General features: G+C 73.8%; 23 protein-coding genes and 3 tRNA genes. 13 read left to right on the top strand and 13 right to left on the bottom strand.

The window, feature by feature from the left end; translation table 11 throughout:
* Positions 1-19: 19 nt before the first annotated feature.
* The 3 genes from ACSNOA_RS10275 (at position 20) to ACSNOA_RS10265 (ending at position 4,260) form a co-directional block, all read left to right on the top strand.
* The gene (locus ACSNOA_RS10275) at positions 20-2,422 is read left to right on the top strand and encodes a phosphoketolase family protein (protein ID WP_436657720.1); all 2,403 of its coding nucleotides are present in this window, start codon (positions 20-22) and stop codon (positions 2,420-2,422) included.
* Entirely contained in the window at positions 2,374-3,285 is a 912-nt protein-coding gene (locus ACSNOA_RS10270; protein ID WP_436657719.1) for a universal stress protein, read from the top strand. Before ACSNOA_RS10275 ends, ACSNOA_RS10270 begins: the two co-directional genes overlap by 49 nt.
* Positions 3,286-3,405: 120 nt before the next feature.
* Positions 3,406-4,260: a nitroreductase gene (locus ACSNOA_RS10265; RefSeq protein WP_436657718.1), complete on the top strand. Its 855-nt coding sequence runs from the start codon at positions 3,406-3,408 to the stop codon at positions 4,258-4,260.
* 45 nt (positions 4,261-4,305) lie between these two features.
* Here ACSNOA_RS10265 and ACSNOA_RS10260 read toward each other — a convergent pair whose 3' ends face one another.
* Entirely contained in the window at positions 4,306-5,268 is a 963-nt protein-coding gene (locus tag ACSNOA_RS10260) for an SDR family NAD(P)-dependent oxidoreductase (RefSeq protein ID WP_436657717.1), read from the bottom strand.
* Between the two features lie 98 nt (positions 5,269-5,366).
* Between ACSNOA_RS10260 and ACSNOA_RS10255 the strand changes: the two genes are divergently transcribed.
* The 4 genes from ACSNOA_RS10255 to ACSNOA_RS10240 are packed head-to-tail and all read left to right on the top strand — an operon-like array spanning position 5,367 to position 10,267.
* Positions 5,367-6,299, top strand: a complete 933-nt coding sequence (locus ACSNOA_RS10255; protein WP_436657716.1) for a cupin domain-containing protein — start codon at positions 5,367-5,369, stop codon at positions 6,297-6,299.
* Between the two features lie 46 nt (positions 6,300-6,345).
* Positions 6,346-8,592 carry an alanine racemase gene (alr, locus tag ACSNOA_RS10250; protein WP_436657715.1) on the top strand — a complete coding sequence of 749 codons (2,247 nt, stop codon included), beginning with the start codon at positions 6,346-6,348 and terminating at the stop codon, positions 8,590-8,592.
* Positions 8,589-9,626: a D-alanine--D-alanine ligase family protein gene (locus ACSNOA_RS10245; protein WP_436657714.1), complete on the top strand. Its 1,038-nt coding sequence runs from the start codon at positions 8,589-8,591 to the stop codon at positions 9,624-9,626. The genes alr and ACSNOA_RS10245 overlap by 4 nt, the downstream gene beginning before the upstream one ends.
* A complete protein-coding gene (locus tag ACSNOA_RS10240) occupies positions 9,623-10,267 on the top strand; it encodes a M15 family metallopeptidase (RefSeq protein WP_436657713.1) in 645 nt (214 codons plus the stop codon). The genes ACSNOA_RS10245 and ACSNOA_RS10240 overlap by 4 nt, the downstream gene beginning before the upstream one ends.
* Before the next feature lie 29 nt (positions 10,268-10,296).
* Here the strand turns inward: ACSNOA_RS10240 and ACSNOA_RS10235 are convergent, their stop codons facing one another.
* Positions 10,297-10,743 (bottom strand): Lrp/AsnC family transcriptional regulator, encoded by a 447-nt coding sequence (locus ACSNOA_RS10235; protein ID WP_436657712.1) that lies wholly within the window; start codon positions 10,741-10,743, stop codon positions 10,297-10,299.
* A gap of 93 nt (positions 10,744-10,836) precedes the next feature.
* Between ACSNOA_RS10235 and ACSNOA_RS10230 the strand changes: the two genes are divergently transcribed.
* Entirely contained in the window at positions 10,837-11,628 is a 792-nt protein-coding gene (locus ACSNOA_RS10230; protein ID WP_436657711.1) for an LLM class flavin-dependent oxidoreductase, read from the top strand.
* Entirely contained in the window at positions 11,625-12,059 is a 435-nt protein-coding gene (locus ACSNOA_RS10225; RefSeq protein WP_436657710.1) for a nucleoside deaminase, read from the top strand. The genes ACSNOA_RS10230 and ACSNOA_RS10225 overlap by 4 nt, the downstream gene beginning before the upstream one ends.
* Here the strand turns inward: ACSNOA_RS10225 and ACSNOA_RS10220 are convergent.
* The 6 genes from ACSNOA_RS10220 to ACSNOA_RS10195 form a co-directional block, all read right to left on the bottom strand.
* A complete protein-coding gene (locus ACSNOA_RS10220) occupies positions 12,053-12,544 on the bottom strand; it encodes a GerMN domain-containing protein (RefSeq protein ID WP_436657709.1) in 492 nt (163 codons plus the stop codon). The two genes, ACSNOA_RS10225 and ACSNOA_RS10220, sit on opposite strands and share 7 nt — an antisense overlap.
* Positions 12,541-14,004: an ATP-binding protein gene (locus ACSNOA_RS10215; protein WP_436657708.1), complete on the bottom strand. Its 1,464-nt coding sequence runs from the start codon at positions 14,002-14,004 to the stop codon at positions 12,541-12,543. Before ACSNOA_RS10215 ends, ACSNOA_RS10220 begins: the two co-directional genes overlap by 4 nt.
* Positions 14,001-14,696, bottom strand: coding sequence for a response regulator (locus ACSNOA_RS10210; protein WP_436657707.1), 696 nt, complete (start codon positions 14,694-14,696; stop codon positions 14,001-14,003). Before ACSNOA_RS10210 ends, ACSNOA_RS10215 begins: the two co-directional genes overlap by 4 nt.
* Before the next feature lie 37 nt (positions 14,697-14,733).
* A complete protein-coding gene (locus tag ACSNOA_RS10205) occupies positions 14,734-15,726 on the bottom strand; it encodes a phosphatase PAP2 family protein (RefSeq protein WP_436657706.1) in 993 nt (330 codons plus the stop codon).
* Positions 15,727-15,882: 156 nt separating this feature from the next.
* On the bottom strand, positions 15,883-16,902 hold the full coding sequence (locus tag ACSNOA_RS10200) for an NAD-dependent epimerase/dehydratase family protein (protein ID WP_436657705.1): 1,020 nt from the start codon (positions 16,900-16,902) through the stop codon (positions 15,883-15,885).
* Positions 16,903-16,983: 81 nt separating this feature from the next.
* On the bottom strand, positions 16,984-17,544 hold the full coding sequence (locus tag ACSNOA_RS10195; RefSeq protein WP_436658371.1) for an NAD(P)-dependent oxidoreductase: 561 nt from the start codon (positions 17,542-17,544) through the stop codon (positions 16,984-16,986).
* A gap of 179 nt (positions 17,545-17,723) precedes the next feature.
* Here ACSNOA_RS10195 and ACSNOA_RS10190 point away from each other — a divergent pair, with 179 nt between their 5' ends.
* Both ACSNOA_RS10190 and ACSNOA_RS10185 read left to right on the top strand, forming a co-directional pair.
* Positions 17,724-19,292, top strand: a complete 1,569-nt coding sequence (locus ACSNOA_RS10190) for a hypothetical protein (RefSeq protein ID WP_436657704.1) — start codon at positions 17,724-17,726, stop codon at positions 19,290-19,292.
* A 14-nt stretch (positions 19,293-19,306) separates the two neighbouring features.
* Positions 19,307-20,635 (top strand): hypothetical protein, encoded by a 1,329-nt coding sequence (locus ACSNOA_RS10185; RefSeq protein WP_436657703.1) that lies wholly within the window; start codon positions 19,307-19,309, stop codon positions 20,633-20,635.
* A 117-nt stretch (positions 20,636-20,752) separates the two neighbouring features.
* Here ACSNOA_RS10185 and ACSNOA_RS10180 read toward each other — a convergent pair.
* Positions 20,753-20,827 (bottom strand) — tRNA-Val (locus ACSNOA_RS10180).
* A gap of 52 nt (positions 20,828-20,879) precedes the next feature.
* Positions 20,880-20,952: transfer RNA gene (locus ACSNOA_RS10175), tRNA-Gly, on the bottom strand.
* Positions 20,953-21,104: 152 nt separating this feature from the next.
* Here ACSNOA_RS10175 and ACSNOA_RS10170 point away from each other — a divergent pair.
* Positions 21,105-21,347 (top strand): DUF6458 family protein, encoded by a 243-nt coding sequence (locus ACSNOA_RS10170; RefSeq protein WP_436657702.1) that lies wholly within the window; start codon positions 21,105-21,107, stop codon positions 21,345-21,347.
* A 99-nt stretch (positions 21,348-21,446) separates the two neighbouring features.
* Here the strand turns inward: ACSNOA_RS10170 and ACSNOA_RS10165 are convergent, their stop codons facing one another.
* Entirely contained in the window at positions 21,447-22,262 is an 816-nt protein-coding gene (locus ACSNOA_RS10165) for an isocitrate lyase/PEP mutase family protein (protein WP_436657701.1), read from the bottom strand.
* Positions 22,263-22,333: 71 nt separating this feature from the next.
* On the opposite strand from ACSNOA_RS10165, the gene ACSNOA_RS10160 reads away from it, so the two are divergent.
* Positions 22,334-23,314, top strand: a complete 981-nt coding sequence (locus tag ACSNOA_RS10160; RefSeq protein ID WP_436657700.1) for a helix-turn-helix domain-containing protein — start codon at positions 22,334-22,336, stop codon at positions 23,312-23,314.
* Between the two features lie 39 nt (positions 23,315-23,353).
* Here the strand turns inward: ACSNOA_RS10160 and ACSNOA_RS10155 are convergent, their stop codons facing one another.
* Entirely contained in the window at positions 23,354-23,989 is a 636-nt protein-coding gene (locus ACSNOA_RS10155; RefSeq protein ID WP_436657699.1) for a YceI family protein, read from the bottom strand.
* Positions 23,990-24,466: 477 nt separating this feature from the next.
* A tRNA-Val gene (locus tag ACSNOA_RS10150) sits at positions 24,467-24,541 on the bottom strand.
* Between the last annotated feature and the right edge of the window lie 2 nt (positions 24,542-24,543).

The following is a 24,543-nucleotide window of genomic DNA, read 5'->3' as shown; positions in this document are numbered from 1 at the left end:
GCGAGAGGCTCAGTTGACCATGGACACCGCTGTGGAGACGCAGGGTCCCCTGACCGGGGACGAGCTGCGCCGGCTCGACGCCTACTGGCGGGCGGCGAACTACCTGACCGTCGGGCAGATCTACCTGCTCGGCAACCCGCTCCTGCGCGAACCTCTGACTCCCGAGCACATCAAGCCCCGGCTCCTCGGGCACTGGGGCACCAGCCCCGGGCTGAACCTGCTCTACGCCCACCTCAACCGGGCCGTCGTCGCCCGCGACCTGAACGCCATGTTCATCACCGGGCCGGGCCACGGCGGCCCGGCCATCGTGGCGAACACCTGGCTGGAGGGCACCTGGAGCGAGCGCTACCACGGTGTCGGCCGCGACGAAGCCGGCATGGCCCGGCTGTTCCGCCAGTTCTCCTTCCCCGGCGGCATCCCCAGCCACGTCGCCGCGGAGGTGCCGGGTTCCATCCATGAGGGCGGCGAGCTGGGGTACGCCCTCAGCCACGCGTACGGCGCCGCGTTCGACAACCCCGACCTCCTGGTCGCCTGCGTGATCGGTGACGGTGAGGCGGAGACCGGGCCGCTGGCCGGCAGCTGGCTGTCCAACGTGTTCCTCAACCCGGCCCGCGACGGGGCCGTGCTGCCCGTGCTGCACCTCAACGGCTACAAGATCGCCAACCCGACGGTGTTCGCCCGGATCCCGGAGCAGGACCTGCTCGACATCCTGCACGGCTCCGGCTACCAGCCGTACGTGGTGGCCGGCGACGACCCGGCACGGGTGCACCAGGCGCTCGCCGCCACCCTGGACCGGGCGCTCGACGAGATCCGCACCATCCAGCACCGCGCCCGCTCCGGCGGGGACACCGAGCGCCCCCGCTGGCCGATGATCATCCTGCGGACGCCGAAGGGCTGGACCGGCCCGCGGGAGGTGGACGGGGAGCCCGTCGAGAACACCTATCGCTCACACCAGGTGCCGCTGTCCGAGGTGCGGTCGAACCCGGCGCATCTCGAAGCCCTCGAGCGCTGGCTGCGCAGCTACCGGCCGGAGGAGCTCTTCGACGCCACCGGTGCCCCGGTCGCCGAGCTGGTCGCCATGCCACCCAAGGGCGACCGGCGGATGAGCGCGAACCCGGTGACCAACGGCGGGTTGGTGCTGCGGGACCTCACCCTGCCCGACTTCCGCGAGTACGCCGTCGACGTGCCCGAGCCCGGCCGTCCCATGGCCGGCGCGGCCGGCGCGCTCGGCCCCTGGATCCGTGACGTGATCGCCGCCAACCCGCAGACGTTCCGGCTCTTCGCCCCCGACGAGGTCGCCTCCAACCGGCTCGGCGCCGCCTTCGACGTCACCGACCGGGTCTGGGTCGCGGAGCGGCTCCCCGGCGACGACCACCTCTCCCCCGACGGGCGGGTGATGGAGGTCCTGTCGGAGCACCTGTGCCAGGGCTGGCTGGAGGGTTACCTGCTCACCGGCCGGCACGGCATCTTCACCAGCTACGAGGCGTTCATCCACATCGTCGACTCGATGGTGAACCAGCACGCGAAGTGGCTCAAGGTGACCCGGGGCATTCCCTGGCGGCAGCCGCTCGCCTCGCTGAACTACCTGCTCTCCAGCCACGTGTGGCGTCAGGACCACAACGGCTTCTCGCACCAGGACCCCGGCTTCATCGACCACGTGGTCAACAAGAAGGCCGAGGTGGTGCGCATCTACCTGCCCCCAGACGCCAACACCCTGCTCTCGACGATGGACCACTGCCTGCGCAGCCGGCACTACATCAACGTGGTGGTGGCCGGCAAGCAGCCGGCCCCCAACTGGCTGAGCATGCCCGAGGCGATCCAGCACACCCGGCGCGGCCTCGGCATCTGGGAGTGGGCCAGCACCGACGCGGGCAGCGAGCCGGACGTCGTGCTCGCCTGCTGCGGCGACGTGCCCACGCTGGAGGCGCTGGCCGCCGCGGACCTGCTCCGCCGGCACCTGCCCGACCTGAAGGTACGGCTCGTCAACGTGGTGGACCTCATGCGGCTCCAGCCGCCCAGCGAGCACCCGCACGGCCTGTCCGACAAGGAGTTCGACACGATCTTCACCGCGGACCGGCCGGTGATCTTCGCCTACCACGGCTACCCCTGGCTGATCCACCGGCTCACCTACCGCCGTACCAACCACGGCAACCTCCACGTCCGCGGCTACAAGGAGGAGGGCACAACCACCACTCCGTTCGACATGGTGATGCTCAACGACCTCGACCGGTTCCACCTCGTCATCGACGTCATCGACCGGACGCCCGGCCTGGCCGCCCGCGCCGCGCACCTGCGGCAGCACATGGTCGACACCCGGCAGGCGTGCCGGGACTACACCCGCGAGCACGGCGAGGACGACCCGCGCGTGGCGGAGTGGCGGTGGATCCGCGAGACCGAGCCGGGTCTGCGGACGGCGCCGTGAGCGGCGGGGACATCCTGGTCGGCTACGACGGCTCGGCCGACGCCCAGCTGGCCCTGCGGTGGGCGCTGGACGAGGGGGGCCGCAGCGGACGGCCGGTGCGGCTCGCGTACGTCTTCGAGTGGATGACGGTGGGCGACTGGCTCGGCCCGGGGGTGGCCCCGGGCGTGTGGCCGAACGAGACGGCCCGGCGCAAGGTCGAGGAGCTGGTCCGCCGGGCGGTGGCGGACGCCGCCCGCGCGCACCCCGACCTCGACGTCACGGGCGAGGTGTACGACGGCCCTCCCCCGCTCGTGCTCCAGGAACGGTCCGCGGAGGCCGCGCTCCTGGTGCTGGGCAGCCGCGGCCACGGCGGGTTCGGCGGGCTCCTCGTCGGCTCGACGGCCGTCGCGGTCACGGCCCACGCGGACTGCCCGGTGGTGGTGGTACGCGCGCCCGCCGCCCCCGAGGACGGGCCCGTGGTGGTCGGCGTCGACGGTTCCGCGCAGTCGCTGGTGGCGCTCGGCTTCGCCGCCGAACGGGCGGCGCGGCGGCGGGTGCCGCTGCGCGCGCTGCGGGCCTGGTCGCCGCCGGGGACGGCGCGCAGCGACAGTGAACGCGAGGCGGACGAGACGGCGGCGGCCGAGCGCGCCGCCGTGGAGGAGGCCCTCGCCCCCTGGCGCCGATCCTTCCCCCACCTGGCCGCCACGGTGGAGGTCACGGCCGGCAACCCCGCGTCCCTGCTCGTGGACGCGAGCGGCGGCGCCCAGCTGGTGGCCGTGGGCACGCGCGGTCACGGCGGGCTGCGCGGCATGCTGCTCGGCTCGGTCAGCCAGCAGCTCATCCAGCACGCGCGCTGCCCGGTGGCGGTCGTCCGGGAACGATGACCGCGCCCACGGCGTCCCGCCGGGGCCGCGTACCGTGCGGGACCCGGCGGGGTGGCGCAGGATGGAACGGCGGACCGCCGCCCCCCCGGGCGCGACGGCCACAGACGAAAGGTCGTGACGATGAGCCAGGAGAGCCCCACCGACCGACCGTCGGCCACCGCGCTCGCGGAGGCCGCCGCGGCCGCGCAGCACGCCCCCACGGTGCACGACGCCCGGCCGTGGCGGTGGCAGGTGCTGCCCGACGCCCTGGAGCTGCGGACCGCTTCCGACCGGCGGCTCGCGGCCACCGACCCGGAGGGGCGGCTGCTCGCGATCGGCTGCGGCGCCGCCCTGCACCACGCCCGGGTGGCGCTCGCGGCCGAGGGCTGGACGCCGGTGGTGGAGCGGCTGCCCGATCCGGGTGACCCCGAGCTGCTGGCCCGGCTGAGCGGCCTGCGCCGCACCGACCCCGACCCGGACGCGACCCGGCTCGTGCGGTGCATGCCGGCCCGGCACGCCGACCACCGGCCGGTGAGCGACGAACCGGTGCCGACGAGCGCGATCGGTGAGATCACCCGCGCGGTCGCCGCGGAGGGCGGCCGGTTGCAGATCCTCGACGGCGACCAGGCGGCCGGGCTGGCCGGGGCCGTCGCGCGCGCCGGCGCCGGCGAGGCCACCGACGGCGGTGCGGCCGCCTACGCCCTGCTCTACGGCGACGAGGACGAGCCGGACAGCTGGCTGCGCGGCGGCGAGGCGCTGTCCGCCGCCTGGCTGACCGCCACCCGACTGGGCGTGGCGGTGGCCCCGGTGCGGGGGGTCGTGGAGGTCGAGGGCGCCCGGCAGGCGCTGCGGGGCCTGCTCGGCGGGCTCGGCTTCCCGTACCTCGTGCTGCGCCTGGGCATCGCCGACCGGACGGCCCCCGGCGCGCCGCCCGCGCCGCGGCCCGCCGGTGAGCAGGTGGTGGACACCTCCGCGGTCCGCGGCGAGCACGGCTGACGCCGGGCCGACCGGTCACGGCCAGCCCGGCGACCGGGCGCCGTGTCAGCGGGACCCGAGCGCGCGCTCCGCGTACTCCCAGAGGCGGTCGGCCGCGGCCTGGTCCAACGCGTACGCGGCTACACCGCCGGTGGCGTCGCGGCCGGGGGTCACGATCTCGGGCTCCTGGTTGTCCTCGAGGTACCGGCCGGTGACGCCCTCCACCAGCGGCGAGGCCGCCAGCAGCACCGACGTCGCGGCGCCCTGGGCGGGTGTCTTGTAGTGCGGCAGGTCGATCCGGTTGCCCGCCTCGTCCAGCACCCCGAAGCCGCGCAACGCCTCGTCGTCGATGTGGCGCTGGAGGTTGGTGTTGATGTAGCCGGGGTTGAGCGCGTTGGCGGTGATGCCGTCGGCGGCCCAACGCCGGGCGATGCCGACGGCGAGCAGGACGTCCGCGGTCTTCGACTGGGCGTACGCCGACCACGGGTCGTACGGCCGCCGCTCGAACTGCGGGTCGTCGAAGTCGAACCCGCCCCACAGGTGCGCCCCGGAACTGACGATCACCACCCGGGCGGAGCCGGCGGCGCGCAGGTTGTCGTGCAGGCCACGGACGAGTGCGAAGTGGCCGAGGTAGTTGGTGCCGAGTTGGAGCTCCCAGCCCTGCGGGGTGAGCTGCCGCGTGGGGATCGCCATGATCCCGGCGTTGGCGACGAGCGCGTCCAGGGGCCCCTCCCAGGCCGCCACGAACGCGTCGACCGAGGCGAGGTCGGAAAGGTCGAGGGCGGCCGCCCGTACGACGCCGGGGCCGGTTCCGGCGAACTCGGCCACGAGGCTGTCGGCGCTCGCCGGGTTGCGGGTGGCGACGGTGACGTCCGCCCCGGCCCCGGCCAGGGCGCGCACGGTCTCGGTGCCGATGCCGGAGGCGCCGCCGGTGACGACGACGCGGCGACCGGTGAGGTCGACGCCGTCGATGATTTCGGCGGCGGTGGCGCGGGCGGTGAACGGGGTGCGGAGTCTTGTCTGGGTCATGGCAACCACGCTACGTACGGACCGCTGGACTGCCTGTAGCCCAGAATCCGATAATCTTTAGCAGGCGTCCAGGAGGGCGGAACTTGGGGGGGCGGAACGTGGATCCGTTGGAGGACGTGCTGGCGCTGGTCGGCGCGACCAGTCACCTGTCCACCTCACTCGCGGGCGGCGGCCGCTGGGCGGTCCGCTTCGACCCGCCGGCCGGCGTCAAGTTCAACTCCGTCCGGCGCGGCAGCTGCCTGCTGCGGGTCGACGGTGTGCCGGAGCCGCTGGACCTCACCGAGGGCGACTGCTTCCTGTTGACCCGACCCGTGGCGTTCACCCTGGCCAGCGACCCGGACACCCCACCCGAACCAGCGGAACCGATCTTCACGGCCACCATCGAGGGTGTCGCGCGTGCCGGCACCGGCGAGGACGTTTTCCTCATAGGCGGCGCCTTCTCCTTCACGGGACGCGCCCGCGTACTGCTCCTCGACGCGCTGCCGCCGGTCATCCACGTGCCCGCCGGGACGCCGGAGGCCGCGACCGTACGCTGGGCGATCCGGGAGATCGACAGCGAGCTGCGGACGGCGTCGCTGGGCGGCACGCTGGTCGCCGAACACCTCGCCCTCGTCATGCTCATCCGCATCCTGCGCCTGCACCTCGCCCGGGCCGGCGGGGCCGGCTGGCTGGCCGGTCTCGTCGATCCCGTGGTCGCCCCCGCGCTGCGGGCCATGCACGCACGCCCGGCCCAGCCCTGGACCGTGGCCGAGCTGGCCCGGGTCGCCGCGGTCTCCCGGTCGACGCTGGCCGCCCGGTTCCGGGAGGTCGTCGGCCGCGGTCCACTTGAGTATCTGACGGGCTGGCGGATCGAGCTCGCCGCCGACCGCGTCCGCCGCAGCGACGACACCCTGTCCAGCATCGCCCGAACGGTCGGGTACGGCTCGGAGAGCGCGCTCAGCGTGGCGTTCAAGCGCACCACCGGTGTCTCGCCGCGCGAATACCGCAGGTCGGCGCGGGCCGGCGCCGTCGACTCCATTACCGGCTCGTGACATTTCGCGGATCGCCCGAGGACATGGGGCTGCCACCTTCGGTCAGGTGATCCGACAGCTATCTCCCGCCGCCGTGCCGGCAGCGCCCGCGAGCACGGCGTCTGGCCCCGGGCCGGCCCGGGCGCCCCGCGCGCAGTGGGCCGACACCGCGAAGGGCGCCTGCATCGTCCTCGTGGTCGCGTGGCACGTCATCGTCAAGGACTATTTGCAGATCGACTGGCACGTCGGCGCACCCGTGCCGGGTCTGTGGGGCACGCTGGGCGAGCAGCTGCTGCCGCTGCGGATGCCGCTGTTCTTCACCATCTCCGGTGTCTTCGCCACGAACGCCCTCCACCGGCCCTGGCGGGTCGTCGCGCGGAGCCGGATCGCCCGGTTCCTCTACCTGTACGCCGCCTGGCTGCTCGTCCACACGGCTGTCCTCGCGGCCGTACCGGGCTTCCCGACCGACCGCGCCACGTCCGCCCTCGGCCTGCTGGAGCAGCTCACCGTCACACCCTCCAACCTCTGGTACCTGTACGCCCTCGCGCTCTATCTCGCGTTCGCGAAGGCCGTACGCCGGGCGCCCCGCGCGCTGGTCCTCGTGCCGGCCGCGGCCCTGTCCGCGGCGGCCGCCGCGGGACTGCTCAACACCCCCGGCAACCGCGGCGGCCTCTACCAGAACCTGATCTTCTTCCTCGCCGGCCTGCACCTGCGGCCCCACATCGGGCGGTGGGCGGCCACGGCCACCCGGCGTCGGCTCGTGCTGACCGCGGGCGCGTACGCGCTGGCCCTCGCCGCGATGGCCGCGGCCGGCGCCCAGCGCTGGCTCGGCGTGTGGCCGCTGGTCTCGGTCGTGGCGGTCGCGTTCGGCATCACGGCGGCGGCCCACCTGTGCCGGCGTTCCGCGCTCAGCGCCCCGATCGCCACGCTCGGCCGCACCACCCTGCCCGTCTACGTCATCCACCTGCCGGTCCTCGCTGTGCTGCACCGGCTGCTCGTCGCGCCGCTGTCCGGGCTCGGCCGGGCCGGCCAGAGGCCTGCTCGTGCTCGGCTACCCGATCCTGGTGACCGCGCTGGTGATCGCCGCGAGCCTCGCCATCCACCGCGGCCTGCGGGCCGTGGGCGCGACCTGGCTGTTCGACCTCCCCGGCCGCCGTGTGGAGCCGGCGCGATGACCGCGCTGGCCGAGGCGGTGGTCGACCTCGCGGCCATCGCCCACAACGTGCGGACGGTCGCGGCGGTCGCCGACCGCGAGGTGATGGCCGTCGTGAAGGCGGACGGGTTCGGGCACGGGGCCGCGATGGTGGCGCGGGCCGCGCTCGGCGCTGGTGCGAGCTGGTTGGGCGTGACCTCCGCGGGAGAGGCCCTGGCCCTGCGCGCGGCGGGCGTCACGGCGCCCACCCTGAGCTGGTTGCACCGCCCGGACGAGGACTTCGCCGCGCTGGTCGCCGCGGACGTCGACGTCGGTGTGTCGACGCCGACCCACCTGCACGCGGTCGTCGACGCGGCCCGCCGGCTCGGCGTGCCGGCCACGGTGCAGCTCAAGGTGGACACCGGGTTGTCCCGCAACGGCGCCGCCGGGGACGACTGGCCCGAGCTGGTCGGTTGGGCCCGGAAGTACGAGCTGGAGGGCTGCCTCCGGGTGCGCGGGGTGTGGTCCCACCTGGCCGACGCGGACGTACCGGGGAGCCCCGGCGCGGCGCGGCAGGTGGCGGCCTTCGAGGAGGCGCTGCGGGTCGCCAGAAGCACCGGCCTCGACCCCGACCTCGTGCACCTGGCCAACTCGGCGGCCGCCCTGTCCGCGCCACCGACCCGCTTCGACCTCTGCCGCATCGGGCTGGCCCTGTACGGCGTGGACCCGTTCGGCGCGGCCGGGCCCGGCAGGTACGGGCTACGCGCCGCCATGACCCTGCGTACGACCGTGGTCAACGTGAAGCGCGTGCCGGCCGGAACGGGCGTCTCCTACGGGCCCGCCCACGTGACGGAACGGCCGACGACCCTGGCGCTGCTGCCCCTCGGGTACGCCGACGGGCTGCCCCGGGCCGCCGGGGGTCGGGCCGCCGTGTGGCTCGGCGACCGGCGCTGCCCGATCGTGGGACGGATCGCCATGGACCAGTGCGTGGTCGACGCCGGGGACCTCCCCGTGGCGGTCGGCGACCCGGCCGTGGTGTTCGGCCCCGACGGCGGCGACGGCGCTCCCCCGACGGTCGCCGAGTGGGCGCGGTGGGCGGGCACCATCCCGAATGAGATCTTGACGGGCGTCGGGCCACGGGTGGTCCGCGCATACCTGCACGGAGAGGCGGAGAACGGATGAGTTGGCGAGTGGCGGTGCTGTACGGCGGGCAGAGCGGCGAACACGACGTGTCGCGGCACTCGGCGGAGAGCATCCTCGCAGCGCTGGACCGCGACCGGTACCGGGTCACCGAGGTGCTCATCGGCCGGGACGGCGGGTGGCACGTGGACGGCCGCGCCGTGCCACTGGCCTCGGCCCTGCGCGTGCTCGCGGCGCAGGACGTGGTGTTCCCGGCCCTGCACGGCCCCTACGGCGAGGACGGCACGGTCGCGTCGATGCTGGAATGGCTCGGCGTGCCGTACGTGGGCAACGGCGTCCTCGCCAGCGCGGCCGGGATGGACAAGGCGGTCACCAAGAAGCTCCTCGCCGCGGAGGGGCTGCGGGTCAGCCGCGGCGTGACCCTGCGCCCCGGCGAGGAACCCTCCGCGGCCGAGCGGCGGCGGTGGGGCCTGCCCGTCTTCGTCAAGCCCGCGCGGGCCGGCTCCAGCCTGGGCGTCGCGAGGGTGGACGACTGGGCGGAGTTGCCCGCCGCGCTGGACCGGGCGCGGGAGTTCGATCCGAAGGTGCTCGTCGAGGAGGCGGCACACGGGCGGGAGATCGACGTGGCCGTCCTCCAGCACCCCGACGGCCGGGTGGAGGCCGGCCCGCCCCTGGAGATCAGCGTCACGGGGGCCGGCTTCTTCGACTACGACGCCAAGTACGACGGCGGGGCCGTCTTCCAGATCCCCGCCCCGCTCGATCCCGCCACCACCGCCCTGCTCCAGGACCGGGCGGTACGCGCCTTCGCGGCCCTCGGCTGCCGCGGGCTGCTCCGGGTCGACCTGTTCCTCCCGGCGACGGGCGACACGGAGCCCATCGTCAACGAGGTCAACACGTTCCCCGGCTTCACGAGCGCGTCGCAGTATCCCCAGATCTGGCGCGCGGCCGGCATCGAGTTCCCCGACCTGCTCGACATCCTGGTCGCCGGGGCACTGTCCGACCACGGCCGCGCCCGCCCCGGCGTGTCCGCCCGACCGGCGCGGCCCGGCACCGACCCCGTGGGAGCCGCGTCGTGATCCTGCTCTCCGACCCGCGGATCGCCGCCGTTCCGCTGGGCCACAGCGGGGAGACCCTGGTCGACCTGCGCGAGATCCCCGAACTCCGCGTCGACGACCGGCTGGCCGACCCGGCCGGCGCGTACGCGCGCCTGCGGGAGGGGACCGCCGAACGCCTGCTGGCCGCCCAGCGGTCCCTGCCCGACGGGCTGCGCCTGCTGATCGTGGAGGGGTACCGGCCGCTCGCGCTCCAGACCGCCTACTTCGAGGAGTACCGGGAGGAGCTGCGCCGGCGGCACCCCGACTGGAACGCGGAGCGTCTGCACGTCGAGGCCAGCAAGTACATCTCGCCGCCCGAGGTCGCTCCGCACAGCACGGGCGGCACCGTCGACCTCACGCTGTGCACCGGGGACGGGCGCGAACTCGACATGGGCACGGCCGTCAACGCCAGCCCGGTGGCGAGCGCCGACGCCTGCTTCACGTGGTCTCCCCTCGTCCCGGCAGAGGCGCGGCGCAACCGGACCGTCCTCGGCGCGGCCCTGCTGGCGGCCGGATTCGTGAACTACCCGACCGAGTGGTGGCACTGGTCGTACGGCGACCGCTACTGGGCAGTCACCACGGGGGCCGACCGGACCCGCTACGGCCCGGTCGACCTGGCGTGACGAGGCACGGATCCCGACGGGGCTCGCGGTCAGGGCCGGGCGGGCCCGCGGTAGGGCAGGGTCTGGTTGTAGACGACGCTGGTGGTCGTGCTGCCGAAGGCCGCCAGCTCGTCCACGAGCGTCTCGAGGTGGCCCATGGACGTCGCCGCCACCTTCAGCGTGTAGCAGTCGTCGCCGGTGGTGCGGAGACACTCCAGGATCTCCCGGCGCTCGGCGAGCAGGCGGTGCAACGGCTGGTGGCGGTTGCCCGGGTACTTCAACCGGACGACGGCGAGCACCGGATAGCCGACCTTGGCGAGGTCGACCACCGCCCGGTAGCCGGAGATGACACCCCGCGCCTCCAGGTGCCGCACCCGCTCGGTGGTGGCCGACGGGCTGAGGCTCACGCGCCGCCCCAACTCGCTGAGGGAGATGCGCGCGTCCTGCTGCAACTGGTCGACGATGGCCCAATCGACGTCGTCGAGATTCCCGGTCATCGCGCCAATCTACCGGGCCTTTCCCGGCGCAATGCCGGCTCTGCCGCGAGAAGCTTGTTCCACGGTGGTCGATCACCCGGATAGCCTGACGTCATGCAACTGGGCGTCAACGTGCCGAACTTCGGGCCCGGCACCGATCCGGGGGTGCTGCGTGAGTGGGCGCGGATCGTGGAAGGGCTCGGCTTCGACCTGCTCATGATGTCGGACCACGTGGCCGTCACCCCGGACGTGGCGCAGCAGTACCCGGAGCCGTTCTACGAGCCGTTCACCACGCTGTCCTGGCTGGCCGGAGTCACCACCCGGCTGCGGCTGGGCACGACCGTGCTCGTGCTGCCCTACCGACACCCCCTGCTGGTGGCGCGCATGGCCACGAACCTCTCCCAGCTCAGCGACGGTCGGTTCGTGCTCGGGGTCGGCGTGGGCTGGGCACGGCAGGAGTTCGAGGCGCTGGGCGTGCCGTTCGCCGAGCGCGGCAAGCTGACCGACGATCACCTGGCCGCACTGCGCGACGCCGTCCCGGCGCCCATCTGGGTCGGCGGCAACAGCGACGTGGCGATCCGGCGCGCGGTCCGCTTCGGCGACGCCTGGCACCCGCTGCGGGTCACCCTCCCCTGGCTGCGCGCCGCCGTGGCGAAGCACGCGCTGCCCGCACTCACGCCCCGCATCGCCCTGCGGCTGACCAGCACACCGGTCGACGATCCCGCGCGGCTCGCGGGCGTCGGCACCGTCGAGCAGGTCCTCGACGACCTCGACCAGCTTCGTCAGCTCGGCGCCGAAGCCGTCGTGCTCGACCCCTACCACGGAGACCCGGACGAGACCCGCCGGCCGGACACGGCCTGGCAGGCGCTGACCGCACTGGCCACCCACCGGAGGACACCATCGTGATCACCCACGCCGACGAGGAACTCCTGCGGCGGGCCATCGCCATCGCGGCGCACGCCATCACCCTGGGCGACGCGCCCTACGGCTCCCTGCTGGCCGGACCGGACGGCACGATCCTCGTCGAGGCGCACAACACGGTGCAGCGCGACAACGACATCAGCGCCCACCCGGAGCTGAAGCTCGCCCGCTGGGCGGCCCGCGAACTCGACCCGGACACCGCCGCGCGCACCACCATGTACACGAGCTGCCAGCCGTGCGGCATGTGTGCGGGCGGCATCGTCCGGTCCGGCCTCGGCCGGGTCGTCTACGCGCTGTCCACGGAACAGTTCGTCGACCTCAACCCCTCGGGCGCCTGGCCGACCGTGCCGCAGGACGGCCCGGCCCTGTTCGACGAGGCGCGGGTGCCCATCGACGCCTACTACCGGCGTCAGTAGAGCGGGCAGACCTCGGCTTGCCGCTCACCGTCGGATCCCCGGACGGTGATCCGGACGGACGCGTTCCCGACGGCGTCGCGCAGTGTGCAGACGATCTGGTCGACCGCGGTCGCCGACAACGGGGCCACCGGGCCCGACAGCGTCACCCCGATCCCGGATCCCGCGGTCACCGGGCCCAGGGCCGCGGTCCGGCCCAGGCTGGCCGGCACCTCGGTCGTGAACCCCTGGCTTCGCTCGTTGTCGTCGGGACCGGCGACCAGCAGCCCGATCACATCGGTGGGCGTGCGGTTCTGCCGGTTCGGGCGCAGGACCAGCGCGAGCTCACCGTCCCGGACCAGGTACAGGCTGATGCCGGCCGCCGGTCCGCCCAGGGCCGGCCGTCCCTCGATCACGTCGCTGGGCCGGACCCCGCAGCCCGCCGCGAGCAGGGCCAGCAGCACCAGCACGCCGGCGAACAGCGGCCGGACGGCCGGGCGGCGGGTCACCGTACGCCTCCCGTGCCCACCGGGTCGGCGAGGCACGGCAGGCGGAGCGTGAACACGGCGCCGCCGCCCGGCGCGTTGCCGGCGAGGAGACGACCCGGCTGGCCGGCGTACCGGTGCAGGCGGGCGTTCTCCCACGCGATGGCGAGACCGAGGCCGCTGCCCTCGGACCGGGTGCGCGCGGTGTCCGCCTTGTAGAACCGGTCGAACACGTGCGGCAGCACCTCCGGATCCAGGCCGGGGCCGTGGTCGCCGACCTCGATGGTGAACCAGTGCGGTTCGGTGTGCAGGCGCACCCACACCGGCGGCGTGCCGTGGCGGAAGGCGTTGCCGACCAGGTTGGCGACGATGACGTCCAGCCGGCGGGGATCGACCCGCGCCATCACCCCCGGCGGCAGGTCCGCGCGCACCCGGTCGGCCCAGCCCCGTACCCGGAGCGTCGCGGTGACCGCCGCGGCCACGTCGACGTCGTCGAGGGCGAGCCGCGCGGTCCCCGAGTCGAACCTGCTCACCTCGATCAGGTCCTCCACGAGGCGGGTGAGGTTGTGCGTCTCCTGGCTGACGAGGCGGGCGGCTCGGCCGGCGTCGCCGGGCAGCCGGTCCGCCTCCTCGTCGAGGACGTCGGTGACCGCCGTCATGGCGGCCAGCGGCGTACGGAGTTCGTGCGACACGTCGGCCACGAAGCGGCGGGCGTCGGACTCCATCCGGCGCAGCTCACCGACCTGCCGTTCCAGCGTCTGGGCGGTGTCGTTGAAGGTCCTCGCCACGTCGGCCAGCTCGTCGGTGCCCCGCACGGCGAGCCGGGTCGTCAGGTCGCCCTGGCCGAGCCGCTGCGCGGCCCGGCCCAGTTCGCGTACGGGCCGTAGCACGCCGCCGGCGGCGAGCAGGGCGAGCAGGACCGCGAGGGCGAGGGAGAGGCCTCCGGTCAGCCAGGCGAGGGTCGCGAGCTGGTCGATGCTCCGCTGTTCCGGGATCAGGCTGCGCACGGCGTACACCTCCAACCCGGACGGCCGGGGCGGGCCGTCCGCCTGGTCGAGCATCAGCTGGGTCCCGATGAGCAGGACGGGTACGCCCTCCAGTGAGACGCGTTGCCAGGCGACCCGTCCCTCCTGGACGGTGCGCCGCAGCTCCGAGGTGAACGGGTCCGCGAAGGTGCCGGTCTGGGCCCGCATGTCGTGGTAGTACACCACCACGTACCCCTCCCGGTCGGACAGGAGCTGGGCCATCTCGTCGAGGTCGGCCTGGGTGGGTGGAAGCTGGCGCATCGGGTAGACCTTGGTGAGCTGGTCGGTCAGCGACACCACGGCGGCGTCCTGCGCCTGCTGGAGGATGACCCGCCGCGCCTGGAAGTAGCTTCCGCTGGCGACCACCGCCGTGGTGGTCACACCGAGCAGCGCGAACGCCAGCAGCAGTCGGACCCGCAGGCCCGAGGCCCGCCCACCGGCCCAGCGCCACCGGCTCACAGCGGCCCGAACCGGTAGCCGAACCCGCGCACCGTCTGGACGAAGACCGGCGCGGACGAGTCGTCCTCGATCTTGGCGCGCAACCGCTGCACGCAGGCGTCCACGAGGCGCGAGTCGCCGAGGTAGCCGTGCTCCCACACGGCCTCGAGCAGCTGCTGACGGCTCAGCACCCGGCCCGGCGTGCGGGAGAGTTCGAGCAGCAGGCGCAGCTCGGTCGGGGCGAGGCTGACCGGCAGCCCGTCCTTGCTGACCACCAGGGCGGACCGGTCGATGGTCAGGCCGCCGTGCCGCTCCAGGGCCGCCTGCTCGCCGCCGGTGCGCCGCGACTCCCCGCCGGTACGCCGCAGCACCGCGCGGATCCGCGCTTCGAGCACCCGCGCCTGCACCGGTTTGACGACGTAGTCGTCGGCGCCGGCCTCGAGGCCCGCCACCACGTCCATGTCGTCGCTGCGGGCGGTGAGCATGATGATCGGCAGGTCTCCGGAGGCCCGGATGCGACGGCACACCTCGAACCCGTCCATCCCGGGCAGCATGAGGTCGAGCACCACGACGTCGGACGGAGCCACGCGCAACCGGTCCAGACCCTGCTCGCCGGTCGACACGGCGTCCACCGTGTGGCCGTGTCGGGTGAGCGCCAGTTGCAGCCCGTCGCGCACCGTCTGGTGGTCTTCGATCAACAGGACCCGGGACATGTCGCCAAGTATCGCAGCATAGGCCGACTCTGCCGTCTCACCATTTGGGACGCCGGTTGTCGTCCGGTTCCCGCCCCGCCACGGAGATTCTCCCCTGCCCGCCACTCCTCGGACTCTTTGGGGGAATCCCCGCAACGGTCGGACCGCCCGAGTCGAGCAGGAACACCGCCGAGGCCACGGCCAGCACCGTCAGCCCGGTGGCCGCCACGACGGCGAGGAGAGGGCCGCCCTCCAGCGGCGCCGCACACACGACGGCCAGCAGCGCTCCCACGACCGCGACGGCGCCCACCGCCATCCCGCCCGTCCCACCGGGCGGCTCATCCCACCGGTCCTGGCCACCGGCCCCGCCGGGCCCGCCTGCCAGCGCGGCCGCGGCCAGACAGAACAGCGCCACGGCCAGCAGGACGCCGCCGAGCGCGTCGCTGAACCGGTGCCACCCCGCGATCATCGTGGCCGCGGCCACCACGGAGACCCCCGCCGCCCCGGGCACGGCGAGCCACCGTCGGGGACGCCCCGGCAGGACCAGCAGGAACGCCAGCAGCAGGGCGGCCGCGGCGGAGACGTGGCCGCTCGGGAAGCTGTTGTGGGCGCTCCCGTCGCCGAGCGGGAACTCCGGTCGGGGCAGCAGCGACTTGGCCACGCCGGCCACGGCGACCGTCGTGAGGACCAGGCCGACGCCTGCCACACCCGCCGCAGGCCGCCGCCGGAGCAGACCCACCAGCAGCACCCCGCCGAGCAGGAGCGCCAGGACCAACGGGCTGCCGAACAGGGCCAGCACGGCCTTGGCGGGGCCGAGCAGGACGGTCCGCTGCTCGTAACTCCCGCCCCGCTCGGCACGCGGCAGAAGCAGGCCGTCCAGCCACTGGCCGGTCCGCGTCCAGAGGAACGCCCCGCAGGTCAGCCCCAGCGCGAGCAGCGAGCCGAGGGCCGCCGCGAGCAACTGGCCCGGCGGCGCGCCGCGGTGGCTGAGCGGCAACCGTCGCGCCGGCGGCGGGCCGGCGACCGGCTGCCGGGTGAGCGAGGGATACATGTGGCCATGGTCGGGCCGGCAGATCCGCGCGCCGTCCGCGCCATGTCATGGTTCTGTGACAGTTGCGGTCGGCGCGCGGTCCCGACCACGCAGAAGGGCTCCGACCGGCCGGCCCCGCGGTGGGCCGCCCCCGTCGGTCGGCCCACCGCTCCCGGCTCAGGGCACACCGGCAGGTCCGGCCGCGGCGGCCGCGAGCAGCGCCGCCTCCCGGGCCGGGTCCAGACCGACCGGAGCCCGCGCCGGGCGGCCGGCGCGCGGCGGCACGCCGCCCACCTCCCCCAGCCACCGCCAGGTGTCCTCGACCGTCTCGGCCACCGGCCGGCAGGTCAGCCCCGCGGCGTACGCGCGCGCGACGTCGCGCTCCTGCAACCACCGGTACTCGTGGCCGGGCGGGATCCAGACCGGCAGGTCGTTCCAGGGCGTCACGCCGGCCGCGAGGATCGGCTCCGGCGGCGTCCAGCGCAGTCGCGCGTCCGACCCGGTCGCCGTGACGCACGCGTCGAGCAGGCCGCCCATCGTGGTGTGGCCGGGCCGGCTCACCACGTTGTAGGCGCCCGACCGGCCCCGCGCGCCCGCGTCGAGCAGCCAGGCCGCCAGGTCACGGACGTCGACGTACTGCACCGGCAGGTCGGCCGGGCCGGGGGCCAGCACGTCCCCGCCGCGGGCGATCCGCGTGAGCCACCAGGGCAGCCGGCCGATGTCCTCGCCCGGCCCGAGGATCAGGCCGGCCCGGGCGAGCAGCGCCCGCTCGCCGAACACCGCCCGGACGGCCCGCTCGGCGCCCGCCTTGTTGCGCGCGTAGTCGCTCTCGTCGTCGTCGGCGGCGGCCTCCACGACCGGCGCGTCCTCGGCCGAGCCCGGCTCGACCGGCTCGGCGTACACCGATCCGCTGGACACGTAGACGTAGCGTCCCGCGCGGTCGGCGAGCGCGCGGGCCGCGGCGAGGGCCGCGCGCGGTGCGCCGTCCCACGTGTCCACCACGAGGTCCCACTCGCCGCCGGTCAGGGCGTCGAGCCCGCCCGGCGCCGTCCGGTCACCCCGCAACCGGTGTACGCCCTCCGGCGTGCCGCCGTGCAGCCCCCGGTTGAACACCGTCACCGTCCAGCCGCGACGCACCGCCTCGGCCACGGTCGCCCCGCCCACGAATCCCGTACCACCGAGCACCAGCATCCTCATGCGCCCACTGTGCCCGCTCGCCCCCGCGGAGCGGGCCGGTGTTCACGGTGAGCGGATCTGCCGAGGGCAGAACACTTCCGGTCACTTCTTCTTCGCCACCACCTCGCGCCAGATGAGACCGAGGACGCCGGGCCGGACGTCGGTGGTGATCACGGCCATCGCCCGCCGTGCGAACCGGTCGTCGGTCAACTGGGCCACCATGCTCGCCGCCAGGTCCGAGCGTGCCGTGAACAATCCGTCGGCGACGTCCTCCTCGACGTGGTACCGCGTCACGCTGTGGTGGTCGAAGAGGCCGGAGGGCCGCGCGATCGTCCAGTCGAGCCCGCTGTCCCGCACGACGAACTCCATCCGGCGCATGTCATCGTGCGCCGTACGACCGAACCTGCGGTTCACCAACGGGTCCACGACGGTGTTGAAGAAGAACTCGCTGGTCGGGCGCCAGGTCGGGTCCAGGACGCTGGAACTGACCGTGACGAGCCGCTTGATCCCGTGCCGGTGCATCGCCGCGACGATGTTGGCGTTGCCGCGCGAGTACACCGTGATCGGCCTGGGCGAGCCGGGCGGCCCGACAGCACTGACGGCCTCCGGTCGGCGCCGACCGGTTCCCGGTACCAGCCCGGGCCGGACGACGGCGGGCGCCACCCGCACGGCCAACCCGGTGTCGGCGCTTCCGGCGACACCGCTATCGCGAAGCTGACTGTACGGGTTGACGCCCTCACTCCCCGCTTACGCTGCGACCAGCCTGGCCGTCCCACCAGGCGATTCCCACCATCGTCAGCCCACCTTCGCGGGTCCGGGCTGCCTGCGCGAAAGAGGTGCGCATGAGCGAAGTGGTGTACGCGGCCGAGCCCCGCGGGGCCTGGCGACGACGTCTCAGCGGGATCCCCATCGTCCCGGTCCTCGTCAGCGCGCTGCTGCCGGTCCTGGTGCTGGGCAGCCCGGCGGCGGCGGCCGATCTCAACATGACGGTCCGGGTGACCGTCGAACGGGTGGAGGGCCACGACTTCGGGGAGGACCCGGACTTCTACAGCTACGTCGAGATCGCCGGAGAGTCGTTCAACAACGAGGACACGCCCGCGAGCGACCCGTTCGAGGACACATACACGATCGAACCGAACTGGGAGTTCTCCAAGCAGGTCTCGCTGTCCAGCGGCACCGTGCCCGTCTACCTGGAGATCCGCGACGAGGACGGCTTCCTGCGCTTCGACGACGACCTCGCCGACCTCGACCCGGACGGCGACGACCCGGACGACCCGTCGGACAACGACGACGACACCGACCAGGCGCTCAGCTTCACGCTCGACCTCAACGCCTGCACGGTGACCGGTGACCTGAACGGCGGCTGCGGCGTGTTCACGAGCACCGGCACTCCCGACGAGTCGGCGTCCATCCGCCTGCGGGTCGAGGTCACCGAGCCGCCGGCCGCGCCGGGCATCCGGATCCGGTGCATGCACAGCCCGCTCTTCCCGAAGGTCGGCGACACCGTCACCATCACCGCGGAGTTCCTCGACGGGGCGCTCGCCCCGACCCGCGCCGACACGCTGGAGGTCTGGGTCAACGAGCGCACCGCCCCGAAGGTGAGCGCCGGCAACTCGCTCACCCTCACGTACACCCACACCATCACCGGCGGGGGCAGCTTCAGCTACGGATGCCGCGGCGTCGACGGCGGCGTACCCATCTTCACGGGTTGGCGGTCGGTCGCCGCGACGGCCGGCGCCGGCGACGAGGTGCCCGTGCTCTACACCGGCAGCACGTACAGCAGGGTGGACTGGGTGTTCGTCGGCGACTCGGACGACTACAGCGGCGCCGCCGACCCGCAGTTCCAGGCCGACGTGCAGCAGATCATCTACAACTCCTTCTACAGCTACGACCGGTTCCTCGTGCACCAGGACGCCATGAACTTCTGGCTCCAGGTCGGCACCGGGCAGGCCGATCCGGCCGAGGACGGCTGCGACCACGTCGCACCCGACTCGGGCTGGGCCGACAGCGTGATGATCGTGCACGTCGACACGTTCCGCGACTGCGCGATGGGCGGCTCGAACGTGTTCTCCGGCGAGAACACCAGCTTCGGCACGATCCGCCACGAGTCCGGGCACCGCCCGTTCGGGCTCGCCGACGAGTACTGCTGCGACGGCGGTTACTACCAGCAGGACGTCTACCCCAACGTGTACGACGAGCCGGAGGACTGCGCCGACGACGCGCCGGACCTGGGTCGCACCGCCTCGGACTGCCGTGAGTTCGAGGAGGAGATCGAGAACTGGGACGACTTCGACTGGTCGGTCTCCGACCCGGGGTCGAACGACCTGATGGTCGACAACACGACGGCCCAGGCCGCGGACATCAGACGCATCGAGTGGTACTTCGCCGAGTGCCGCGGCGCGAAGTGCTGAGGGGGATGAGGACGATGCGCAGGACAACGAACGCACGCCGCCGTCTGGCGTGGTGGCTGCTGCCGGTCGTCGTGGGCGGCGCCCTGTGGGCCGGCGCCCCGGCCTTCTCCGAGGCGGGCGACGACCCGACCCTCGAACCGATCCCGGACTTCGCGGCCGACGCGGCGGCGGACGAGGCCAAGTCGATCGTCGTACGGGTGTCGTTCGACGGCCGTGCCAACGCGACCGTCACCGACGTCGAGGTGGTGGATGAGCGCGCGCCATCGCACCTGGGCGCCCCTCCGCTGTCGAAGGTCGACGTGCTCGGCGAGTCGGGCGGAGTGATCGACACGTTCCACGACTGGCACCCCATGTGGGAGCTCGGCGAGAAGGCGGGCGGCGGTGAGACCCGGCGGCTCAACCCGCGGGCGTCGGGTCGCTGGATCGCCCCGTTCGACCGGGACGCCGCCACGGTCGTCGTCACCGACATCGCCGCCGAGGACGAGATCGTACGGGCCGACCTCACCGAGGCGATCCACGACTTCTGCCTGGCCAACCCGGACGACGAGGACTGCCTCCGCGCGGACCTCGCCGTCGAGGCGGTCACCGTGACCGACGCGCCGCCGATCGGTCTGGTCGGGCAGACGGCCACCATCTCGGTCGCCACCGTCGTCACCAACAACGGCCCCGACGGCCCGGCGGACGCGGGGCTGACCACGACCGCGGTGGCCGGACCGGGTCTCACCGTCACGCCGGCCACGCAGACGGCCACGCTGCCCGGCGTCGCCGTGGGCGCCGACGTCACCGACACCAGGCAGTGGACCGTCCGGTGCGACGCGCCGGGCCTGCGGACCGTCACCGTCACCTCGACGGTGGCGACCGTGCACGCGGCCGACGTCGACCTGGTCGCGGGGAACAACACGAGGTCCACCACCCACACCGTCGACTGCGCGGTGCCGGTCACCGTCAACGTCAAGCCCGGCGGCGACCCGAACAGCATCAACCTGGGCGCCGGCGGCAACAACACGCCCCTCGCGGTGCTGACCACGGCGGCGGGCGAGTACGGCAACCCGCTCGCGTTCGACGCCCGTACCGTCGTCGCCCCCACGGCCCGGTTCGGGGCCCGGGCGGTGGTGCTCGGCGGCGGAGGCGGCGCCGAGACGCACGGCCGCCGGCACGACGAGCGCAGCTACGAGTTGGACGAGCGGACCCGCGACGCCGACCTCGACGCGGTGCTGCACTTCCGCGCCGCCGACGGCGGCTTCACAGCCGGTGACACCGAGGGCTGCCTGATCGGTAAGTTCACCACCGCGGCCGGCACGTTCACGTTCTTCGGCTGCGGGCCGGTCCGTATCGTCCCGTGATCCCGGGCCCGCCGTGGCCGCTCCCGGGCGGGAGGGTCACGGCGGCCTCCGGGCCGTGAACGCCGACGGCTCGCCACCGGTCCTCCGGTGGCGAGCCGCTCGTCCTGCTCATCCGTCTGGTGGGCGATACTGGGTTTGAACCAGTGACCTCTTCCGTGTCAAGGAAGCGCGCTCCCACTGCGCCAATCGCCCGTGGTCACCGCCCGGACCCGGCAGCACCGGGCAACCATCGGGGCGGGTCGCGAGCGGACGACGGGACTCGAACCCGCGACCCTCACCTTGGCAAGGTGATGCGCTACCAACTGCGCTACGTCCGCACGTCACCGGCGAGCGCCGGCGACGGGAGAACCATACCCGATACCCAAGATCGCTTCGCGCCCGACCCGGCAACCCCGTGGTTGCGCCGATCCGCCCCGGGGTACAGAGGCCCTCGACAGCGCACCACCACTGCCAGGACAAGGAGGCTGTCGTGGGTATCGGAACGAGCATCTTCCTGATCGCGCTCGGCGCGATCCTCACCTTCGCGCTCGACGCGAACCTCGGCGGGCTCAACCTCGACGTCGTGGGCTGGATCCTCATGGCGGCCGGCGTGCTCGGCCTTCTCATGACCACGATGATCTGGGGCCGCCGTCGCCGCGAGGTGGTCACCACCACCGAGCCGGTGGAGTACCGCCGCGTCGAGGAGCGCCGGGACGTCGCGCCGCCGCTGTGAGGCGCGGGCACCGGTCGCCGCCGGCGGAGCTGACCGGTCGCGACCGCGGACGCCCCGACGGGCCGGTCGTCTCGTCCGAGGTGACCGGCCCGTCCCCCGTCATCCCATCAGCGTGTTGAGCGTCCCGTAGTCGATGGCGTCCGCGAGCGCCCGGTAGGTGCCCGCGCCGAACGCCTCGTCGGCGGCCCGGCGCGCCACCGCGTACGCGGCCTCGGCCACCGCCGAACCGAGGCTCACCCGGGCCACGCCCAGCGCGGCGAGGTCGGACACCGCCGGGGCGCCCGGTCCGGCCAGGACGTTCAGCGGCGCCGGCACCCCCTCGACCAGGGCCCGGACGGTCGCCGGGTCGGTCACCCCGGGCACGAAGATCCCGTCCGCGCCGGCCGCCACGTACGCCACGGCCCGGGTCACCGTCTCGTCGACGCCGGCCACGCCGCTCAGGAACGTGTCGATCCGGGCGTTGACGAAGAGCGGCACCCCGGCCGAGTCGGCCGCCGCCCGCGCCGCCGCGATCCGGGCACTCTGGTCGGCCACGTCCCGCAGCGGCGAGCCGGCGTCGTGCCGCGCGTCCTCGATGTTGACGCCGACGGCACCGGCTTCGATCACCGCGCGTACGGTCGCGGCGACCTCCGCGGGCGTGGCGCCGTACCCGGACTCGATGTCCGCGCTCACCGGCACGGGCACCGCGGCGGCCACGCGACGCACCAGGTCGACGGCCGCCTCACGGCCGAGGGCGTCGCCGTCCGGCGTGCCCAGGCTCCAGGAGGCGCCCGCGCTGGTGGTGGCCACGGCGCGGGCCCCCGCGGCCGCCACGATCCGGGCGCTCGCGGCGTCCCAGGCGTTGACGAGGACCAGTGGTGTTCCCGGGACGTGCAGGGATCGGAAGAGTTCGGCGCGGATGTTCTGTTCGGTCACGGGACGAGTCTCGGGGCACCCGCGCGGCAGCAGTATTGTTTCAGCCCCAGCTAAATCGACGGGGGGCACGCATGGTCGCGATCGGCCTGTCGGCGGGCGCCGTGGCCCGCATCCGGTTCGCCGTCTCCTGCCTGTGGGAGGTCGTGGCCAGCGTGCGGGTGCTCCGGGACCCGGGCGAGCACGCCGTCCACCTGCCGTGGGCGCGCCGGGTCCGGCCACGGCTGGCCGAGGCCGGACTGGCCGGCCCCGACGGCGGTCTGCTCTGGCAGCTCGTGCCGGCCCCGCCGGGCTACCTGGCGGACTTCCTCACCCCGCCACCGGCGGGCCTCAACCCGGATCCCGCCGCCGAACTGGCCGCGCTTGTCGCCACCCCACCGGACACCGTGCGCGCGCACCTGCGCCTCTACCCGGGCGAGCACGGTCCCGCCGTCGCGGCCCTCTACGCCGACCCGGAGGCCGGACTCCGGCGGCTGGCCGCCGAGGTCGAGGCTTACTGGCGGATCGCCCTCGCACCCGACTGGCCGCGCATCCGGCTGCTGCTCGACGCCGACGTAGCCACCCGGGCCCGCCGCCTCGCCGAGGAGGGCGCCGGCGGCCTCCTCAACGACCTGCACCAGCAGGTCCGCTGGGAGGACGACACCCTGCTCATCGCACAGCGGCACTGCCTCGCCCCGGACGTCCCGGACGGCCCGGGCCTCGTGCTGGTCCCGTCGGTGTTCGTGTGGCCGTCCGTGCTGAGCATCTCGGCCGGGGACGCCCCGCAGCTCGCCTACCCGGCCCGCGGGATCGGCGCGCTATGGGAGCGCCCAGCCGCCGCGCCGGACGCGCTGGCCGCCGTGATCGGCCGCGGTCGGGCGCGGCTGCTCGCCGAGCTGGAAGCGCCGCTGAGCACCACCAAGCTGGCCCGGCGCACCGGAATGTCGGCCGGCGGCGTGTCGCAGCACCTCACCGCGCTGCGGGCGGCCGGGCTCGTGGTGACGCACCGACGGGGGCGGATGCTGCTCAGCGCCCGCACCGATGTCGGCGAGGCGCTGCTCTCCGCCGCCGGCTGAGCCCCCGGCCGCGGACCGGCACCGTCACGTCGCACGCGCTCAGCGCTGGCGGATGGCCTCTCCCGCGATCTCGACCCGCACGGACTTGCCGACCAGGACGCCGCCGCCCTCCAGGGCGACGTTCCAGAGCAGGCCGTAGTCCTCCCGGTCGAACTCGGCCGTGGCCGTGAACCCGAAGATGTCCTGCCCGTAGGGGTCGCGCCGGGCGCCGCCGAACTCGACCTGGAGGTCCACCGGCCGGGTGATGTTCTTGACCGTCAGCTCGCCGTTGAGGACGAACCGACCGGTGGTGCGGATCGGCGGCGGCGCGACGTCCGCGCCGCCGCGACGCCCGAGCCGGTTGCTGCCGCGCAGGCGTGCCCAGAAGAAGATGGGGTCCGTCTCGTCCTGCGGTACGACGCCCGTGCTGCGGTACTCGATCGCCGGGTAGCGCTCCACGTCGAGGAAGTCGGGGCTCTTCAGGTGCACGTCCCGGTCGTCGGACCCGGTGACGATGCTCGCGGTGCCGATGGTCGCCACCACGGAGGACCGCAACGGATCCTCGGCCACGGTGATCCGGGCCTTCGCCTCCGTGAACTCACCCCGGACCGGGCTCACCATCATGTGCCGGCCCACGAAACCGATCCGCTTGTGCGCCTGGTCGAGGAGATAGGTGCCGGCGACCGGAATGGTCATGCCCTCCCACGTCCGCGTGGCGGGACCCGTCATCGATATGTGCCTTCCCTGACGTCGGGGTCCGCGCGGCCGATATCGCCGTCCTGTGCCACAAAGGGCCGCGGACATCTGCCCCGGCGCTCAGGGTAATGCGTGCCGAATTCGCGTCCGGCCACAATTCAGCGAGCACGTTGAATGGCCTACGCCGCAGGTGAACGCCGTGCCGAAGGTCCCCCGTCGACCGCCGATTGCGCCAGGATCGTTGCGGCGAAAGGGATTTCGGCAACGGTCCCGGGCGGCCGGACCGGAGCCGGCATCGAATTCCGTACGACCTCTGCGCCTCGGCGGGAGGGGCGGCGGCGTGAAGAACGTCACGAGCCAACCGGGCTGGCCGATTCGTGCCCCGCAGGCGGCGAATGTCGGCAATCACCGCTGCGGCGAAAAACAGAGCGGCTCGTCACCGGGAGCCGGTAACGAGCCGTCGATCTGCCGTGCGGATGGTGGGCGATACTGGGTTTGAACCAGTGACCTCTTCCGTGTCAAGGAAGCGCGCTCCCACTGCGCCAATCGCCCGC

The sequence above is a fragment of the Micromonospora sp. URMC 103 genome, assembly GCF_051386435.1.
In the GTDB taxonomy this organism is placed as follows: Bacteria; Actinomycetota; Actinomycetes; order Mycobacteriales; family Micromonosporaceae; genus Micromonospora.
The sequence above is the reverse complement of the archived record's forward strand: the minus strand, read 5'-3'. Positions and strand labels throughout refer to the sequence as shown.

Excerpts from the sequence above, each read along its gene's own strand:
- ACSNOA_RS10275 (WP_436657720.1), top strand. The coding sequence starts at position 20 with ATGGACACCGCTGTGGAGACGCAGGGTCCCCTGACCGGGGACGAGCTG.
- ACSNOA_RS10265 (WP_436657718.1), top strand. The coding sequence starts at position 3,406 with ATGAGCCAGGAGAGCCCCACCGACCGACCGTCGGCCACCGCGCTCGCG.
- ACSNOA_RS10260 (WP_436657717.1), bottom strand. The coding sequence starts at position 5,268 with ATGACCCAGACAAGACTCCGCACCCCGTTCACCGCCCGCGCCACCGCC.
- ACSNOA_RS10245 (WP_436657714.1), top strand. The coding sequence starts at position 8,589 with ATGAGTTGGCGAGTGGCGGTGCTGTACGGCGGGCAGAGCGGCGAACAC.
- ACSNOA_RS10235 (WP_436657712.1), bottom strand. The coding sequence starts at position 10,743 with ATGACCGGGAATCTCGACGACGTCGATTGGGCCATCGTCGACCAGTTG.
- ACSNOA_RS10230 (WP_436657711.1), top strand. The coding sequence starts at position 10,837 with ATGCAACTGGGCGTCAACGTGCCGAACTTCGGGCCCGGCACCGATCCG.
- ACSNOA_RS10210 (WP_436657707.1), bottom strand. The coding sequence starts at position 14,696 with ATGTCCCGGGTCCTGTTGATCGAAGACCACCAGACGGTGCGCGACGGG.
- ACSNOA_RS10205 (WP_436657706.1), bottom strand. The coding sequence starts at position 15,726 with ATGTATCCCTCGCTCACCCGGCAGCCGGTCGCCGGCCCGCCGCCGGCG.
- ACSNOA_RS10200 (WP_436657705.1), bottom strand. The coding sequence starts at position 16,902 with ATGAGGATGCTGGTGCTCGGTGGTACGGGATTCGTGGGCGGGGCGACC.
- ACSNOA_RS10190 (WP_436657704.1), top strand. The coding sequence starts at position 17,724 with ATGAGCGAAGTGGTGTACGCGGCCGAGCCCCGCGGGGCCTGGCGACGA.
- ACSNOA_RS10185 (WP_436657703.1), top strand. The coding sequence starts at position 19,307 with ATGCGCAGGACAACGAACGCACGCCGCCGTCTGGCGTGGTGGCTGCTG.
- ACSNOA_RS10160 (WP_436657700.1), top strand. The coding sequence starts at position 22,334 with ATGGTCGCGATCGGCCTGTCGGCGGGCGCCGTGGCCCGCATCCGGTTC.
- ACSNOA_RS10155 (WP_436657699.1), bottom strand. The coding sequence starts at position 23,989 with ATGACCATTCCGGTCGCCGGCACCTATCTCCTCGACCAGGCGCACAAG.